The following is an 18,899-nucleotide window of genomic DNA, read 5'->3' on the forward strand; positions in this document are numbered from 1 at the left end:
TTCAATAGCAATATCCCAAAAGAAAAGCCCCCGATGATCGGGGGCTTTTGCAATTCGTTGAAGCGATACGGCCGGGATCGCCGGCTAGTTCGATCATCAGACAGTCATCGTGTGATCTGTGTTCTTGAACACCATGTTCACGATATCAGCATTGCTAGTGCCATAGCCGACCAGCGTTGCGACATCATGCGTGTTGCCGGAGAAATTGCCGGCACCGGTCGTATCGACCTGCACGAGGACATTGCCTCCGTTCTGCGTCAGATGAACGTAGTTATTGATGTTCGAACCATCCGCCTGCACGCCGGCAATGCCATCGAGCAAGCCTGATATGTCGATTTTGTCGCCTTCGGCGTTGCTGAAGTCGATGATCTTGTCGAGATTGCTTGCACCGATCTCGTTTGCACCGAACTTGAAGATGTCGGCTCCAGTGCCGCCCACCAGTACGTCGTTGCCCGCACCACCCCACAACGTATCACCGCCAGCATTGCCAACGAGCAGATCGTTGCCGCCGCCGCCGGACAGGATGTCATTCTGGCTGCCGCCGAAGATCAGATCATTGCCAGTGCCACCTGTGATCTTGTTGACGGTACCGAGTTCGCCCGCAACGAAGTTGTCTCCAGACGACAAGGTAATCGCGCGCGTACCGTCGAATTCGAACGGATCTGCGGCGATGCCGCTCTGGATTGTGTAATCGTTGCTTCCCAGGTTGTAACCGTAAACCGAGCCACCGTCGAAGTTGATGAGCTCGACCTGGAACCCATTCGTCGAGAAATGGCCCTCAACCGTGACCTGCTGGCCGTTATACTGGATCACCAAGTCGCCGTAGAGGGTGTCGGTGCTGTTATCGAAGGCGTAGAGACCGGACATTGCCGCGCCGCCCGTCTTGATGACGATACGGTCGAAGTCGCTGTTGCTGGCCCCGAAGCCCTCGTTGATCCGATCGTTGCTGCCGTCAGTCAGGCCAAACACGTAGGTGTCGTTTCCGTTCCGACCACTGAGCATGTCGTTCCCAAGCCCTCCGGCGAGAATATCGTTGCCGGAGGAACCGGTGATGACGTCGTTGCCTGCGCCACCGATCACAGTCAGATGCGCATTGTTCGTAAAGGTCGTCGACGACGCGTCGACCGTCAGACCGTGCGAAGCCGATGACGCACTTCCATCGATGGTCAGCATATTGCCGACCGCCGTTGCCATGTCCGTATTGGCATTGGCGCCAAGCGTCACGCTGTTGGTGGCGTCGCTCAGAATGAGATGCTCGACGCCGGTCACGTTGGCAAACGCGCTGTCGGCGATGGTCACGGTGGCAGCACTGCCGGTGATCATGATCGTATCGTCACCGGCACCGCCGGCCACCGTGTGCGCGACGCCAAACTGCGCGGAGGTGAATTTGAAGGTATCGTCGCCGTTGCCGCCCTTGAAGGAGTTGCTGGTGAAGTCTCCGGCGACGAAGACGAAGTCGCCGTAGTTGGTCACGCCTGACGCGTCGACTGCAAACGTTTTGCTCGGCGTGGCTGTTACTGCGGCCGAACCGTCGATCGTCATCGTCTGGTTGCTCAGGATGTTGGCATTACCGAACGTCAGGCTGACGTCCTTGCCCGGATTGGCCAGCACATTGATACGATCGAAGCCGGTAAAGGCGCCACCGCTGCTGCCCATCGTTCCAAAATTGAAGGAGTAACTACCGCCCATACCGGTCGTGTTAACCGTCATGTTAAAAGTATCGTGCCCGGCGCCAAACACCTTGTCACCCGAATTCAGCCTCGTTGCCGAAGCTCCACTGCTTTGCGTGTTCACCGTCGCCGTCACGGTGTTGCTGCCGCTCGCGTAGAAGACGTAGTCACTGTTGGACGTCGTCAGCGCCGCGGTGCTGCTGAAGTTCGGCGTGTCGAGGCTAAGGCTGGCCGTATCGGTCGCGGTGGAGAACGCCGTGGCATTGCCGTTGACGGTCGTATCGGCCTTGCTTCCAACCGTGCCCGAGGTCTGGTCCCAGGCCCGGAACGTAATCGTGCCCGTGCCAAAATCATTACTTATGGATTGCTGGAAATAGATCTTCGCATCCGGCGGAAGCAGCAGCGCCGCGGTGGCACTGACGTTGCCGAAAGGCACCCAGGTGCTCGAGCCCGCGAGCTGATAGTACCAGCTGCCGTTGAAGCTCAACGTGTTTGCCACCGTCGTGATCGCAATACCGGTTGTTGCACCGGCATCGACATCCGTCACGTTTCCGGGACCGGTGCCGATGCCCACAAGCGAGGACACCAAAGTGCCGACGCCCGCTGGGATGGCGACCGGCTTCACCGTCACGTCGTCGAGATAAACCGTTTTATTCGCCGCAGTATCCGAAAGCACGAATGACAACGTCGTAGACGTAGACGTTGCCGTCACCGTCGTGCTCACCTCGGTATAATACGGCACACCACCGTTAAGTCCCTGAATGCCAGACACCTGATAGACAGACGTCCCGTTCAACTTCAAATCGACCTTGCCGCCGTTGTTTGAGCTGTCCGGACCATAGTTTGAAGCAACCCAGTAAGTGACGACGTATTGCTGACCGATCTCGGTGGCGAACGTCTGCGAGAGCGTCCCGGGCGTCGTACCCAGGAGCGCCGCGGCGTTGTTGCCAGTGTGTTCGGTGCTGCTCGTGAAAATAACGCCGCTGCCACTGGTCGTCCAGCCTGTCGACAGCGAGCTCTCGAAGCCTCCGTTGACCGCCTTATCGGCGCCGGTCAGCAGACCGTCCTGATTAGCCTCGTTCGCCAGCGCCACCGAACGGGCGGCGTCGAGGACCGGGGCGTCGTTGGTGCCGGTGATGTTGATCTTCACCGAGGTCGCCGTGCCGTCTGCCGACGTCACCGCGAAGGTCTCGCTATAGACCTGGCCCGCCACGAATTCGTTGTGGGCCGTATCTGCGGTGTAGGTCCAGACGCCGTTGGTTCCGATCGTGAACTTGCCGTAGGTGCCCGCCGCGTTGCTCTGCGCAACGAAGGTCTGCGCACTGTCGATATCGCTGATCGTCAGCGTACCGCCGGTGCTGATCGCTGCCGGGGTACCGCCTTCGGTCAGCGCAACCGTCGCGGACGACAGCACCGCGGCGTCGTTGGTGCCGTTGATGGTGATCACGAGCTGCGCGGTGTCGGTCAGATTGCCGGTGTCCTTCACCGTATAGGTGAAAGTGTCGGTAATCGTGCCACCGACATTGAGTGCCTGGACCTGCGTGTCATCCTCGTTGATCATATAAGTATAGGAGCCATCCGCGAGGAGCGTCAGCGTGCCATGGGCGCCGGCCAGTGCCTGGCCGACAGTGCCGAAGGTGCCGCTGCCCGCCTGCTCGGTGCCGGTGCGGACGGCCGAAACGGACAGCGCATTGTTATCGGCATCGCTGTCATTGGTGATGACATTGCCCGTCGCATTCAAACCGCCGGTGGCATTGTTGACGCCACCCTTCTCGGTCGCCGGGCCGGTATCGTCGGAAGCAACCGGCGCGTGATTTGCGCTCACCACCGCGACACTGACCGTATCGGAGGCCGCCGAGTAATGCGTCGTGCCGCCATTGGCGGTGGTGTTCACCTTCCCGCCCTCGCCGGCGAGGGCGTCCCATCCACGGAAGGTCAGTTCGTCGGCAGTGCCGGTGTAGCCTGCAGCCGGCTTGAAATAGATGCGCGCCGTGGAGGTCAGCAGCAGGGACTGAGTGTCCGATACGGTGCCGACTGCAACCCAGCTGTTGCCCCCATTGAGCGAATAATACCAGGTACCATGGGTATTGCTTGCACCGGTGACGGCAATGCCACTGCCCGTGCCGTCAACGTCGCTGTAGTTGCCGATTCCGATCAGAGCGGACACGAGGGTACCGACGGCGCCCGACGGCACCCCCGATCCCTCGCCCACATTCATGGAGGGCGTCTTGCTCGCATCCAGCACCGGCGCGTCATTGACTCCGGTCACTGTCACATCGAGCACCTGGAACGCCGAGTCCGTCGGTTGATCGCCGTGCAGCGTGTAGCCGACACTGACAACGAGCTGCGCGGCCGTCGGCAGCTTCTCCCAGTCGCTGCCGAGCAGCTTGACCTGAATGCCGTTGACCGTCCAGGTAACCTCGACATCGCTGGCGTCGATCCCATAACCGATGCCGCCATAGACGGTTGTCGTCCCCAGCGTCACACTGTTCGGTGCGCCGCTGTCAGGATCCAGCGTGTCGTTGGCGAGAACGGCGAACACCTTCGACCCCGCATCTTCCGTCATCGTGCCCTGATCGTAGACGGCCTTCGGCGTGTCGTTCTTGCCGGTGATGTTCATCGTCAGCGTGCTGGTCGTGCTGGCACCATGGCTGTCCGTCGCCGTATAGGTGAAGACATCCGCGGCATGTGCCCCCTCGGCCAGTGCCTGCGCGGCGCCGTTGCTGGGCGAATACTGAAAGGTGCCATCGGCCTTGATGGTCAGATTTCCATAGATGCCGGCGATCACGGTCGGGCTGGAGAGATCGCTGCTGACAGCGGTCGCAGTGCCCGAGGTGCCGGCCAGGATCGCCGTCACTTTCAGCGTATCTCCAACGTCGGCATCGCTGTCGTTGCCGAGAACGCCGGTTGCATAGGTCGTTGTCGATGCGGTCGCATCCTCATCGAGCGAGACGCTGTTGGCGACTGCAACCGGTGCATGGTTGGAGCCGGTGATCGTGACCGACACCACCTGCTCGGTGCCATCGATCGACTTTACCTTGAAAGTATCGGTCAGGGTCTGCCCGATACTGAGCGCCTGGATCGCAGGCAGACTGTCGCTGAGGTTATAGATCCACACGCCCCCGGCGGTCACCGTGTAGGTGCCATAGCCGCCCAAGCTGGCGGCAGCCACCGTCACAGCCTGGAACGCGCTCTGGCCGGCATCTGGGTCGACCACGGTCAGCGTGCCGGTGGCATTCAGCGTCACGCCTTCGGTGACATCGCCGCTGGCAGTGCCGGAGATCACCGCCGTATCGTCGGCGCCATTGATAGTGACCGTCACAACCTGCGACGTGCCGTCCACGGTCTGTACCGTGAAAGTCTCGGTCAGAGTCTGGCCGGAGGTGAGTCCCTGCACCGTCGTATTGGTGTTGTCGAGCGTGAAGGTCCACACGCCACCTGAGCTCATCGTGTAGGTGCCGTAACCATGGGCCGTGGCGGTTGCCGTCGTCACCGCCGTGAAGGTGTTGACGGTATTGTCAACGTCGGTGTCGATCAGCGTGCCCGTCGCGCTTGGCGAACCGGTCGTTGCGTTGTTGAGGCCTCCAGCCTCCGTCACCGAGCCCGTCGTCGTGCCCGAGATCACCGCGGCATCGTTAGCGCCATTGATGGTGATCACAAGTTGGGCGGTATCGGTCAGATTGCTCGGATCCTTCACCGTGTAGGTGAAAGTATCGGTCAGCGTTCCACCGACATTCAGTGCCTGAACCGTGCTGTTGGTTTCGTTGATTGTGTAGGTGTAGGTGCCATCGGAATTCAGCTTCAGCGAGCCATACAGACCGTTCAGCGACGAACCGACGGTGCCGGCCGTGCCGGTGCCGGCTTCCGTACCGGTGCGGATCGTGGAGACGACCAGCGCGGCAGGCGTTTCGGCATCGGTATCATTGGTCAGAACATTGCCCGTGGCATTGCTGCCGCCAGTGCCGTTGTTGACGCCGCCCTTCTCGGTCGCGGCGCCTGTGTCATTCACGCCTACCGGTGCGTCATTGACGGCGATCACATGGACGACGGCTGTCCCGGTGTTGGAATTGTCGTGTCCGTCATTGACGACGATCTGGAATGTGCGATCGACGGTGGACGGATTCTCGCTGGAGCTGGCATATTTCACCGCCTCGATGGCTACTTCATAAGCGGCCTTGGAGGCCGAGCCGCTGAAAGTGATGGTGATGGCGCCGGCGGTCTCCATCACGGAGTAGTTGACGCCGCCGATGGAGCCGGTAGCACCGTTCGAAAGCAGCGTGCTGTTGATCAGCAACTGGTCGCCGGCCTGCTTGTTGGTGAGCGAGACCGTGGCCGACGCCATATTGGCATCGTCCACATCGGTCAGTCCGGCGTCGCTGACGATCGCGACGGCCGAACCGTTCTCGGTGAAGGTCGGCTCGCGGGTGTAAGCGATATTGACGTCATCGATATAGACGTACTCGTTGTTGTCGAGCCCGGACGACGCAACAAACCTGATCGTCGTAGCGCTCGAAATATAGCCCGAGAGATCAATGCTGGTGCTCAGGAATCCGCTGTCGTTGAAATTGCCGCCACCGATCACCGCGATCTGGGTGAAGTTCACGCCATCGGTCGAGACCTGCACGAACACCTGGTCGTTCGAGTCATCGAGGCCAACCCGCTGATACTTGAAGGTCAGCGTCGCCGACGAGGTGCCGCTCAGGTCGAGCGTACGCTGCAGGGACGTATTCCCGCCGTCGCTATCCCCGAGCCGGACGTAGGAATTGCCCGAGACCGTACGGATCTGGATGTCATTCCCGCTGGTTTCGCCAACCTCGGTCCAGTTCGTGGTCCACAGGTTCGGGCTGCCGGTCGAGCCGGTATAGCCACCGCTCTGGAAACCGTCGCCGATATCGTCGCTGACACCATTGGTCACGGTCAGCACAGGCGCGTCATTGGTGCCGGCGATCTTGATCGTCACGCTGGTCTGCGTGCCGTCCGCTGCGCTCACAGAGAATGTGTCGGTATAGGTCTGGCCGACCTGGAATTCGTCATGAGCCGAGCTGGCCGTGTAGGTCCATGCACCGCCAGTCGTGATGGAGAACTTGCCGTAAGTGCCGTTGACATTGTTCTGCGCGACGAATGTCGCAGCATTGTCGACGTCAGTGATCGTCAGCGAGCCCGTGGTGCTGATGGACGCAGCCGAATTGGTCTCGGTGAGGTTCACCGTTGCGGAAGACACAACTGCAGCGTCGTTGGCGCCGTTGATGGTGACGTCGATCTGCTTCGACGTACCGTCCGCCGTTGTGACGGTGATCAGGTCGTGAAGCGTGCCGCCGTTGTTCAGGCCCTGAACCGTGCTGTTGGCGTTGTTCAGGTTATAGGTCCAGGCGCCGTCGGCACCGATCGAGAAAGTGCCGTAGCTGGTCGTGACATTGCTCTGCACCGCGAAGGTCGCAGCATTGTCCACATCGGTCGCGTTGAGATCGCCGGTCGCGGTCGGGATTCCGGGCGTAGCGTTGGCAACGCCGCTCGCTTCCGTCACCGAGCCGGTGACGTTACCGGTGATGACAGCCGCGTCGTTGGCGCCATTGATCGTGATCACGAGCTGGGCTGTGTCGGTAAGACCACCCGCATCGCGCACCGTATAGGTGAAGGTTTCGGTGACAGACTGACCGACGTTCAGAGCCTGGACCGTGCTGTTCGTTTCCGTGACCGTGTAGGTGTAGCTGCCGTCGGAATTGAGCTTGAGGCTGCCATACTGGCCAGCCAGTGACGAACCGACTGTACCTGCAGTACCCGTACCGGCTTCCCCGCCGGTGCGAACGGTGGAAATGACCAGCGAGGACGTCGTGTTGTCGACATCGCCGTCGTTGGTCCGCACATTGCCCGTCGCAGTGACACCGCCGCTGCCGTTGCTGACGCCGCCCTTTTCGGTGGCGCTGCCCGTATCGTCGGTCGCCACCGGTGCATCATTGGCACCGTTGATGGTGATCGTGAGCTGGGCCGTATCGGTCGCACCGCTCGGATCCCGGACCGTATAGGTGAAAGTATCGGTGATGGTGCCATTGACGTTCAGTGCCTGCACCTGCGCATCGGTCTCGTCGATGACATAGGTGTAGGTACCGTTGGCATTGAGCACCAGCGAGCCATGCGCGCCGGTCAGAGTCGAACCGACGGTCCCGGTGCTGCCGGCGGTGCCGACGCGCACGCCGGAAACCACCAGCGAGGTCTGGAGATCATCGACATCGCTGTCGTTGCTCAGCACATTGCCGGTGGCATTGCTGCCGCCGGTGGCATTGGCAACGCCGCCCTTCTCCGTAGCCGAGCCCGTGTCGTTGACGGCCAGCGGTGCATCGTTCACCGGCGTCACATGGATGGTGACAGTCGACGTATCGGACAACGCCGGGCCACTGCCGTCATTGCCACCGTCGTTGAAGGTGACGGTCGCCGTGCGATCCGCACCCGTCGGGTTCTCAGAGGTCGACTGATAGGCGAGAGCCTTCAGCACCGTTTCGACATTGCCGTCGGTGGCGCCAGCCGCGAGGCTGATCGTCATGTTTGCAGTGCCGTAACCGCTCACGGTTCCGACCACGGTGAAACCAACCCAGATGACATTGCCGACCAACGAGACGCCGCTACTACCGGCGAATACCAGCTGGTCGCCGCTGACCGCGGTCGCACCGAGCGAGGCGGTGATCGAACCGCCCACGAAGCTCGACGGACTATCCGGATCGGTGACCGACGCGTTCGCCATCAGCTTCGGCGCGTTGCCGTTCTCCGTATAGCTGATCGAATTCGTGTCCGGCGCCAGAACCGGCGCCTCGTTCACATTGGTGACGGTGACGTTGATGGTCTGAACCGCCGTACCGCCATTGCCGTCCGACACGCGGACGTCAACCTCATAGGTGTTGTTGCCGTTGGTGCCGCCAACATCGGTCGGATTTTCGTAATCGGGCGCTGCGTTGAAGCTGAGCGCTCCGGTGACCGGATTGATCGTGAACTTCGCGAAGTCGGTGCCTGCGGTCTGCACAATCGAGTAAGTCGGCGTGCCACCGTCAGGATCTGTGGACGTTACGGTGGTCACTCCTGTGGTGTTCTCCGCCACCGAAACCGAGCGCTCGGAACCGCCAGCGATCACCGGCACGTCGTTGACCGGAGTGACATGAATGGTCACCGTCGAGGTGTCGGACAATGGGCCGCCGCTTCCGTCATGGCCGCCATCGTTGAAGGTGACGGTCGCCGTGCGGTCTACGCCTGTCGGATTGTCGGAGCTCGAATAGAACGCCAGGCTGCGCACGACAGTCTGCACATCAGCCACATCGGCATTCGAATTCAGGGTGATGGTGACGGACGTACCGCCGAAGCCGCCGGCCGAAATCGTGCCGATCGTCGTCCAACCGCCGAAGCCGTTGGAGACCTGCACGTTATTACCTTGCAGGCGCACATTGCTGTTGTCAGCAATCTGCAGCTGGTCGCCGGCAACGGTGTTGCCGAGCGTAACGGAGATGAAGCCGCCATTGAGCGAGGTCGGGTTGTCCGGATCGGTGATCACTGCGTTCGACAGCAGCTTCAGATCGTTACCGTTCTCGATATACGAAACTTCACGCGTTTCCGGCGTGATCACGGGCGCATCGTTCACCGGGTTGATGGTAATGGCGATCGTGTCGGTGTCGCTCTTGGCACCGCCCACGCCATTGTTACCGTTGTCGTTGGTCACGATCGTTAGCGTATCAGCGCCGTTGTAGTTGTTGGACGGCAGATAGCTCAGGCCGTTCAGCGCGGAATTGATTGCCGCAACCGTGCCTGTGACGGTTACATTGCCCGTGCCATTTCCGGTCACGGTGAGACCGCTCAGACCCGACAACGTCAGATTGCCGTGCAGCACCGACAGCGTGACGGTTTCGTTGCCACCGTTGTGATCGACATCCGCGATCGAGATCGCGTTGCTATTGCCGGAACTGAAAACGATCGCCGTGTCTTCATTCACCACGCGCGCGGTCGGAACGGTGTTGGTCGGCGCGTCGTTCACCGCGGTGACGCTGATGACCAGATTGGCGCCGGCGGTGTCCTTATCGCCATCGATCAATGTGTAGGAGAACGTTTCGGTCGTGTTGGTCACGAGCTGGGCCGGCGCGCTGTAGCTCCAGGCGCCGGTCGAGAAGTTGAAGTTCAGGTGACCGTTGATGCCTGTGTCGATCGACAACGCATTGCCGGGGATCGTACCGGTTTCCCCGCCGCTCTTGGTGATGGTCGACGCGCCATTCCAGGTATAGGTGACGCTGCCGATCGTGATGGACAGAATCCGCCCACCATCGGCGCCGAAGTGGTCATTGCTGAGAATATTGCCGGTAACCGAGGTCGGCAGCGTCGGCGTGATGGTGCCGAGCAGCGCCGGATCGTTGGCCGTTGTGATGATCAGCGGTGAGCCGGGATAGGCGACATCGTTGAGGTCGGGATCGTTGGCGCCGATGCCGTTACCCACGCCGACGGCGTAGGACGTCATGCTCTTGCTTTGCAGGAAGCTTTCCCATGCAGCACGTTCCGTGCTGTTGAGACCGCCGCTACCTGTCGGCTGGCCATCGGTGAAGAAGTAGACCGAGGTACCGCCAGACGGAATCGTGGCGCCCTGGATTGCGGCCGTGGCGTTGTCGTAGTCCGTGCCGCCGTTCGTTCCCGGGAACGAATTGCTGTTGATATACGCGATCGCCTGCGCCTTGGTCATCCAGGACGAGGACGTGGCGTTGTCCGAGAATGTCACAATCAGAACCTGATCAGCATTGCTCGTGTTCAAGAGATTGATGGCTGCAGCCTTCGCCAGCGCAAGCCGCGACGAGAAACCGCCCGAGCCATCGGGATCGTCATTCATGCTTCCGGAACGATCGAAAGCGAGAATGATGTTGCCGGTGCCCAGCGCCGGCGAGGATTCAGCCACCGTAGCGGTTTCGCCAGCGGCGGTCGGTGCGTCGTCGTTGACGGTGACCTTGAAGGATGACGTGGCCGTATCGCCGTCGCTGTCCGTCGCGGTGAAGTTGAAGGTCAGGTCGATATTGTCTTCGGTTGTCGTATCCGGATGGTCGAGCTTGCCCTTGAGCGTAAAGATGTACGAACCGTCGTTCTGGTCGGACAGCGTGACGCTGAACACTTCCGCCGTACCGGCCATGCCCTTCAGCACCGTGCCGTTGTTGCTGATGACATAGGTCAGCTCAACGCCGCCCTGAGAGAGATGCTGCGAGGTCAGCGCAGCCGTCGTCGCGCTATCGAAGGTGACGGCGCGGTCGCCATTCACTGACGCGCCATTGATGCCGCCATTGACGGAGCTGTTGCCGTCGTCAGCCCCCCACGAAATACCGAGCTTGCCGCCCACGGTCAGTCGGCTGCTGTCGGTATCGACCGTCACATCGGTGATCGGCGCAAGGCCATCATGATTTCCGGCGGACAGATCGTCCTCATCGACTCGTGATGCAGCCGGGCTGCCGATGGTCGGAAGATCATCGTTGACGGCGACCGCAAAGGTGGAGGTCGCCTTGTCGCCATCGCTGTCGGTGGCGATGAAACTGAAGGTCAGATTGAGATTATCTGCCGTGCCGTGGGTCGGATGATCGAGGCTGTCGACAAGCGTGAAGATGTATTTACCCGAACCGTCATCCGACAGCTGCACCGTGAACACGGTCGCGCCGTTGGCCTTCGCCGTCAGCAGCGAATTACCCGAGCTGTAGCTATAGACCAGAGACGTACCGTCATGGGTCAGATGAAGCGCGTTAAGTGCCGTATTGGTCGCGTTCACATCGAACGTCACAGCGCGATCGCCGTTGACCGAGGCAGCACCGGTAATGCCGACATTGCCGAGATTGTTGCCGTCGTCGGCACCCCAGGAGATATTGAGTTTGCCGCCGACGGTCTTGCTGCTGTTGTCGGTATCGACGCTCGAGTCGGTGATGATCGACAGACCCGCCACATTGCCGAGTGAACTATCGTCGGCCTGGGCCGAGGCCGGGGTGCCGATCACCGGGCTATCGTCGTTCACTTCGACGGTGAAATTGCCGGCCGTGACATCGCCGTCCGAGTCGGTCGCGTTGAACTTAAACGACAGAGGCAGATTGTCCTCGCCGGACCGGTCCGCATGATCCAGATTGCGCGTCAGTGTGAAAATATATGAGCCGCTGTCGACGTCAGACAGCTTGACGTTGAAAATCTCTTCGCCATTCGCCTTCGCAGTCAGGGTCTGGCCGTCAGCACTGATCTGATAGCTCAGCGCAGCTCCGTTATGCGTCAGGTTCAGGCCAAGCAGTGTCGTGATATTCGACGCGTCGAATGTCACGGCGCGATCGCCGGCCACCGGAGCGCCGGTGATGCCGCCATTGACGACCGTATTGGAATCGTCACTGCCCCAGGAAATGTTGAGCTTTCCGCCGACGGTGCGGTTGTTGTTATCGGTGTCGATGGCACTGTCCGTGATCAGACTGAGGCCCGCCGGATTGCCGAACGCGTCCTCATCCGCCCGAGCCGACTCGGGTGTCCCGACCGTCGCCTTGGTGTCCGCGACTGTGATCGTGAAGGTGCGATCAACCGTATCGCCATCGCCATCGATCGCATGCGCCGTGAAGGTGAGCGTCAGGCTGCTGTCGTTACCAGCGCCGACATGGTCGAGATTCTGGAACAGCGTGGCAGCGAAGGCCGGATTGACCAGACCATTCAGCGCGACGATGAACACCGGATGGTCCACAGTGTCGCCGACCTTGTAGGCGACGAGCTCTTCATCAACACCGTTGGCCGCGAGACGCACAATGTAGGCAAGCGCAACACCGTCCGAGGTCAACCCCTGCGGAACGATGGCCAGGCCGTTGGAATCCTCTGCGAATTCAAGATGGGCCGAACCACGATCATCGGCATTCCAGTCGATGCCAAGATTGCCAAACGTCGACGAGACAGCCGGCAGCCCCGTTTCCGTGAGCGCGCCGACGTCGGCATTACCGACCAGTAGCGGGACATTATCGGTGACGACAACGGTGAAATTCGAGATCGGAGTCGTATCGCCGTCGCTGTCGGTCGCGGTGAAACCGAACGAGAGATTGAGCGATGTCCCATCGCCCGTCTTGTGATCGAGATTGTCGTAGAGCTTGAACGTGTAGCTGCCGTTGCCGAGATCCGACAGTTGCACGCTGAACACGCGTGCAGCATCCGATGGCGAGGTACCGAGATTGCCGCCACCGACTCCGATATAATTGGTGCCGTCAAAACGATAGGCCGTCAGCCCGGTGCCGTCAGCCGACAGCACATAGATCAAGGCAACGCCATTCGAAGTCAGACCGCTCGGTGCCGTACCGGCGAGCGCGGCATCGAAGGCGACAGAGCGATTGAACGCGCCGGAATTGTTGTCGTCCGCACCCCACGAGATATTCAACGAAACGTCAGACAGAGTCTGAGTCAGGAAGGTATTGGAGAACTCGGTGCTGGTGCTTTCTGCAATCGTCTGATCGCCGATCTTGCCGATCGAAGGGGCATCGTCGTTGACCAGAACGGCGAATGACGTGGGAATGCTGTCACCATCGCTGTCAGTCGCACGAACTGCGAAGTTCAGCGTCACATTGTCTTCGACCGAATGCAGCGGGTGATCGATGGCGCCGGTCAGCGTGAAAGTGTAGGAGCCGCTGTCAACGTCGGACAACGCGACGTGGAAGATCTCCTGCTCTCCTGCCGAGGCGATCAGCTTGGTGCCGTCGGCAGAGATTTGATAGGTGATCACGGTGCCGTTGTGGGTCAGGCCCAAGGCCGACAGCGCGCTCACATTCGACGCATCGAAAGTAACGGCGCGGTCACCATTCACCGGCAAGCCCGTGATGCCGCCATCAACGACGCTGTTGCCGTTATCGGAGCCCCAAGAAATATTCAGCGCATTTGTGACCACGGTCACCTGACCGGCGACATCGCCGACACCGCCTGCCACGCCGTTGGCCAAACCATCTTCATCGACGATACCGACCGCTGCCGCCGTCAGGCTGACATTAGCGAGGAAGGTGCCGCTGTTATCGATGGCGCCCGTTTCCTTGAACGACAGCGTGTTACTGGTGCCATCGGCAACGACAGTCAGATCAATGGTCTGCATCGCGCCGGTCTGCGGCGAATAACTGCCAACCAGGGTGCCGTTCCAATACACTTCCAGATGTGCACCATACGGCCCCGTCGCTTCGCCGATCGCAAAGGACAGATGATAGGTCTGGCCGGTGGTCATGCCGCCAATGGTCTGGGACAGGGTCAGGTCGCCGGGCGAGGCTTCCAGATCCACCATGTGACCGCCATTCGGCAAGGTCGCGCCGAGATAGCCACTATTGACGCGTTCGAGACGGTCGCCGGTGATGGTCCAGCCGGTGACATTGGTGCTGTAGTTGCCCCAGCTCGCGACGCCCGACCAGTCGCCGGCGGAGAAGTCGCCATTGATGATCAGATTGACCGGCGTGGTGACCGGCACCACTGGCGCGTCGTCGTTGATCGTCACCGAGAAACTCGAAGAGATCGCGTCGCCGTCGCCGTCGCGCGCCGTGAAACTGAACACCGGCGTCAGATCATCTTCAACGCCCGAAATCGGGTGATCGAGATGACCCAGCATCGTGAAATTGTAAGAGCCGTTGCCCTGATCGGACAGCGTGACGGCGAACACCTTGTCGCCATCGAGACGGCCTGAACCCTGATAGGCCGTCAGCGTCGTACCATCGGTCGACAGGACATACTGCAGCGCGACGCCGTTAGACGTGAGATTCTGCCCCTGAAGCGAACTGACGGCATTGCTCGCAAAGACCACCGAACGGTCGCCAGCACTGCCCGTGAAGCCGCCATCGACCACGTTATTGGCGTCGTCCGCCCCCCACGCGATGTTCAGCGATGCGGTCGCGGTCTTGGCTTCGCCAGCGAGATCGCCGGACGCATAGGTGTCGCCCGCATTGCCCTCCTCATCGACAAACTGGGGCGCAACGCCTTCGGAGGTGAAGGACGGAGTTTCGTCGGTAATGTTGACCGTGAAACTCGCTGGAACCGTCGAGTCGCCATCGCTGTCGGTCGCAATGAAGCCAAATGTCAGCGCCTGGCTGCCTTCGGAGCTGCCCCGATGGTCCAGATTGTCCAGCAAGGTGAAGTCGTAGCTGCCATTTCCGCTGTCGGACAACTGCACAGTAAAGATGGTGCGCGCGCTATGGCCTTCGGTGGCAGCAGTCGTTGCCGTCAGCAAAGTCCCCCCCGCGGAGATCGTGTAGATGATCGTCGCGCCGTCGGAAGTCAGGCCGAGGTTTTCGAGAGCGGTTTGCGTCGCAGCGGTGAATGTGACCGAGCGATCATGCGCGCCGCCCGCAGCAGTCGGATTCTGATTATCCGAACGCCAATCGATGTGCAGCGATACGGCTCCCGTATCCTTCGGCGTAAATGAACCGCCGACCACCAGCAAGGAGGGCATGTCCCCGCCACCTTCGCTCGGCGGCGTTTCGCCGTTGCCTTCGCTCAGTGTGCTTGCGTCGGCCGGACCGGTCACAACCGGCACCGTATCCGCGATCACCGCATGCAGCGTGCCGTTCACCGTATCGCCATCGCTGTCCGTCGCAGTGAAGTTGAAGGCCAGATCGATGTTCTGGAACGTGGCTGAACCATTATCGTGATCCAGCGAACGATACTGGGTGACGACATAGCTGCCGCTATTGCTGGCGTCGGACAGGGTCACGACGAAGACGACGTTGTTGGCAATTCCACCTTCGCCACCCTCGCCTTCACCGCTCGGCGTGCCGCTCTGCTGCAGGTCGGCGAGGCTGGTCGGCGCGGTCGCACCTGTATAGGCAACCAGCACAGTGCCGTTTTCGAGCAGCACGTAGTGGACGGTCTCGCCATGCGACGTCAGCGTACCGATGGCCGTTGCGCCGTCGCCGGTGGCCGTCACCTGCGTGTTGGCAAACACGACCGAGCGGTCGCCCGTTGCGCCTGTGGTCGCGGATACGCCGCCATCGACATGATCGTTGTAGCGATCGGCACCCCAGGAGATTCCCAGCGAGCCCGTCTGCGTCGCCGGATTGCCGGACAGCGGATCCGTCAGCGCGGCATCGGCAGGCGTGCCGATCACTGGCGTATCGTCGTTGATGCCGATCGGAATCGTGACGGCCACAGTGTCGCCACTACCATCCGTCGCGATCACGTTGATCGAGAGATTGATCGTGTCTTCGGTACCGCCGATCGGATGATCGAGCGGACGCAACAGCGTGAAGGTATAGTTGCCCTGCAGCGATGAAGCATCCAGGGACACCGTGAAGACCTGATTGGCGGCGACATTGAAATCGCCACCGACATAGCCGATCAGCACGGGCTGGCCGTTCACGGTGGTGAAAGCGAGCTGAACGGTCTGACCATCCGAGGTCAGGCCGACGAGCGTCGGCTGATTGAGCGAGAATGCGAAGCTGCGATTCGAACCATCGGTACCGAAATCGACATTGAGCGAACCGGTCACGGACGTCGCGGTGCCGCCCGTGTCACCGGTGCCGCCGAGATTGCCTTCCGCAAAACCGTCTTCGTTCAGCGTCACCGCCGTCACACCGCCGGGAATCGGCGACGGGTTAGGCGTTCCATCGTCGAGATTGTCGAAGCCGCCGCCAGTGTCTTCGCCCGTCAGCAGCGCGAGACGCGCGCCCGAAGCACCGAGCGCGCCGACGGTCGCATCACCGAAATTCGCGCCGCCCGTCGGGCCCGTTGCACCGCCGGCTGCGGGCAGAACGGACTGATCGGTGGTGATCGGAAATGTTTGCGCGAACTGCTCGCCTGTCAGCGTGCGATCGGAGCCCATGTCGAATGCGAGATCGGTGAGCGGCTTGCCCATCGAGTCGAACACCGGATCGACAGTCACCGTCGACTGATTGTCGAACAGGATGATCAGCTTTTCACCGACCTTGACGAAGGTCAGCTTCTCGCTCGCGATATCAGCAAAATCGAGCTTGGTGTTCCCGTCGAGATGGACCGAAATCGCCTGCCCATTTTGCGGCTTCTCGAGCTTCAGGTTCTTCGGAGACGGCGGGGTCTGCGTGGTGGAACCGGCGAGCTGCGCGAGCAATACGGGAGCGTTCATGACTACAACCTCAAGCTGATCGGACCGAAAAACGTCCAAGTCCTGCGAGGGTTAAAATATTCTTAAGAACGCAGAGACGTCAATGAATACCTGTAAAATTTGAAGCGTTTTCGTTGCATTGGTTAAGTTCAAAAATGAAACAGCGTATTAATAAAGATGAACCATTCGACAGTAATACTTCGTCTAGACAGTCTATTTTTGGGAATGCCCGGAAAAATCCACAAATCGCGGCGTATCTATTGTAAAAATAAGAAAGTATTCGAAAAAACGACTTATTTTATACTTGATAAGATGACTTCTCATATCGCACTGAACAACGAAATCAACTCACAACCACAGGCACCTCCGCCAATATTGGACGGGCGCCTGAATTTGCTTTCGCGAGCCGATATCGACAGCGGCGCGAACCGCCGCGTGGTGATCGCCCTTCGCGAGTAAATTTCGAAATGGGACAGTTGCTTAAAGCGCATTCGTGTCACGGCCAGATGGCAAGGTCGCCATTTGCCGTGCGCAGTCCGCGAATCTCTGAGATCGCGGACTTGTTCTCCGGACACAGACGTGAATCGGCAAGCTGCGCAGATACGCAACTCGCTATCGCAGAACTGCTATCGCAGGACTGCTATCGCAGGAGATAATTGATAGGATAAAAGTCTAGATGCGGGTAACGACGCACGCGACCGGGCTATACTTGGCCCGATACAACAGCGCGTGCTCGCGAATGCCATCCAGCCATACGCCACGGCCTGCATAGCGATATCCCTCACCCATCGGGATCAGGCGAACAGGCATTGCACGGCGTGGGGTCAGGTACAGATGGCCGGTGACGATATCACCCGGAAAGGTCACACGGCCGGAGGTCAGCTTGTAGACCGCCCCATTCTGACAATCGACGGAGAAGGCAGCGCCCGGAAGCAGGCCTTCGGCATGCGAGACAGTTGCACCGGAAGCCATTCCGGCCGCCACCAACAAACCCAACAGCGTGTGCTTGAAGCGCATCTCAATCCCCTCGTCGACCTCACCCTGGCGCATTAAGAGCCCAAGATGCACGGAAGTACAAGATCGCGAAGCGCATAAAACGTCGATATCAGGCCGATTGTCGACGTTGTGTTGTCGAACTATCTCAGAGCGCCAGCGGCAAGGAAGAGCCCCCGCCGAAGCCGTCCACCTCGGCCGCGGGCAACATGTCGGTCTCGCTCTCATGATGCGGACGCGCGGCATAGGGCGCGGCGAACAGGCTGACGCCTTTGTGGTCGATGGCGAAAAGCGGCATGAAATGCGGCAGATCGCGCGTTTCCGACAGTCGGGAGTAGCGATTGTCGAGCACCAGCCAGCGGCCATCGACACGGACGGTCAGCACCGCATGGTCCTGGCGCACCGCCATGTCACGCACCAGCATCATCTTGATATCGGCCTCCGGCACACCCGTTGCGACGAGCATGGCGAATTTGGCGATCGCATAATCTTCGCAATCGCCGATGCCCGCAGACAGCGTCTCGAGCGGCGAACTCCACAGATCGGCGACGCCGTGCTGCTGATAGTCTCCGACATAGCGGATCGCATAGTTGACGTCGCGATTGATCGCCTCGACGCGTGTGCGCAGACCCAACTCGGCGGCGGAACGCGTGACGGCGACAAACTTGCGCGCACCGGCGGCGCAGTTCTCGCTATCAGCCTTGCAGTCCTCGATCGATTTCAAGTCGGCGCGCATACGCGCTTCCACACCGCGCCATTTCGTCCATAGCAGCCCTTCAGGCGCGCGGAACGTGAACAGGCCGAACGGCTCCTCGCTGGTGGCAGGCAGGATCGCGGCCGGAGACGGCGCATCGCTGATCACCTTGGCATCTGATCCCTGCGACGCGTCCAAGGATGCGAGTTCGATATTGCCGGGCTTTGCACGGTTCTCGCTGTCACGCTTGGCCAGCACCTGGTTGATCGTGAAGAACCGAACCGGCGGCGCGGTCATGCCCGCGATCACCGATTCCATCACGGGGCGCTCAAGCACCGTCTTCTTCGCGCGTGACTTTGCAAATGCTCCATCGCAAGCGCTGACGCTTACAACACCGGCGAGCACGAACCCCAGCGCACGCGGGAATGCCCGCGTCTGATCGATACGCAACATGACTGACGCCCCGTTGTCCGGAGCATCGGCCGACGTCATT

3 protein-coding genes are annotated in these 18,899 nt (G+C 60.4%); all 3 read right to left on the minus strand.

The window, feature by feature from the left end; all coding sequences use genetic code 11:
- Positions 1-96 precede the first annotated feature (96 nt).
- Entirely contained in the window at positions 97-16,740 is a 16,644-nt protein-coding gene (locus BLW80_RS28815) for a VCBS domain-containing protein (protein ID WP_093761946.1), read from the minus strand.
- A 651-nt stretch (positions 16,741-17,391) separates the two neighbouring features.
- Positions 17,392-17,736: a hypothetical protein gene (locus BLW80_RS28820; protein ID WP_093762006.1), complete on the minus strand. Its 345-nt coding sequence runs from the start codon at positions 17,734-17,736 to the stop codon at positions 17,392-17,394.
- Positions 17,737-17,860: 124 nt separating this feature from the next.
- Positions 17,861-18,898, minus strand: coding sequence for a transglutaminase-like cysteine peptidase (locus BLW80_RS28825; protein WP_244528488.1), 1,038 nt, complete (start codon positions 18,896-18,898; stop codon positions 17,861-17,863).
- Position 18,899 lies beyond the last annotated feature (1 nt).

Origin of the sequence: Tardiphaga sp. OK245 (assembly GCF_900108575.1) — a bacterium.
GTDB lineage: Bacteria > Pseudomonadota > Alphaproteobacteria > Rhizobiales > Xanthobacteraceae > Tardiphaga > Tardiphaga robiniae.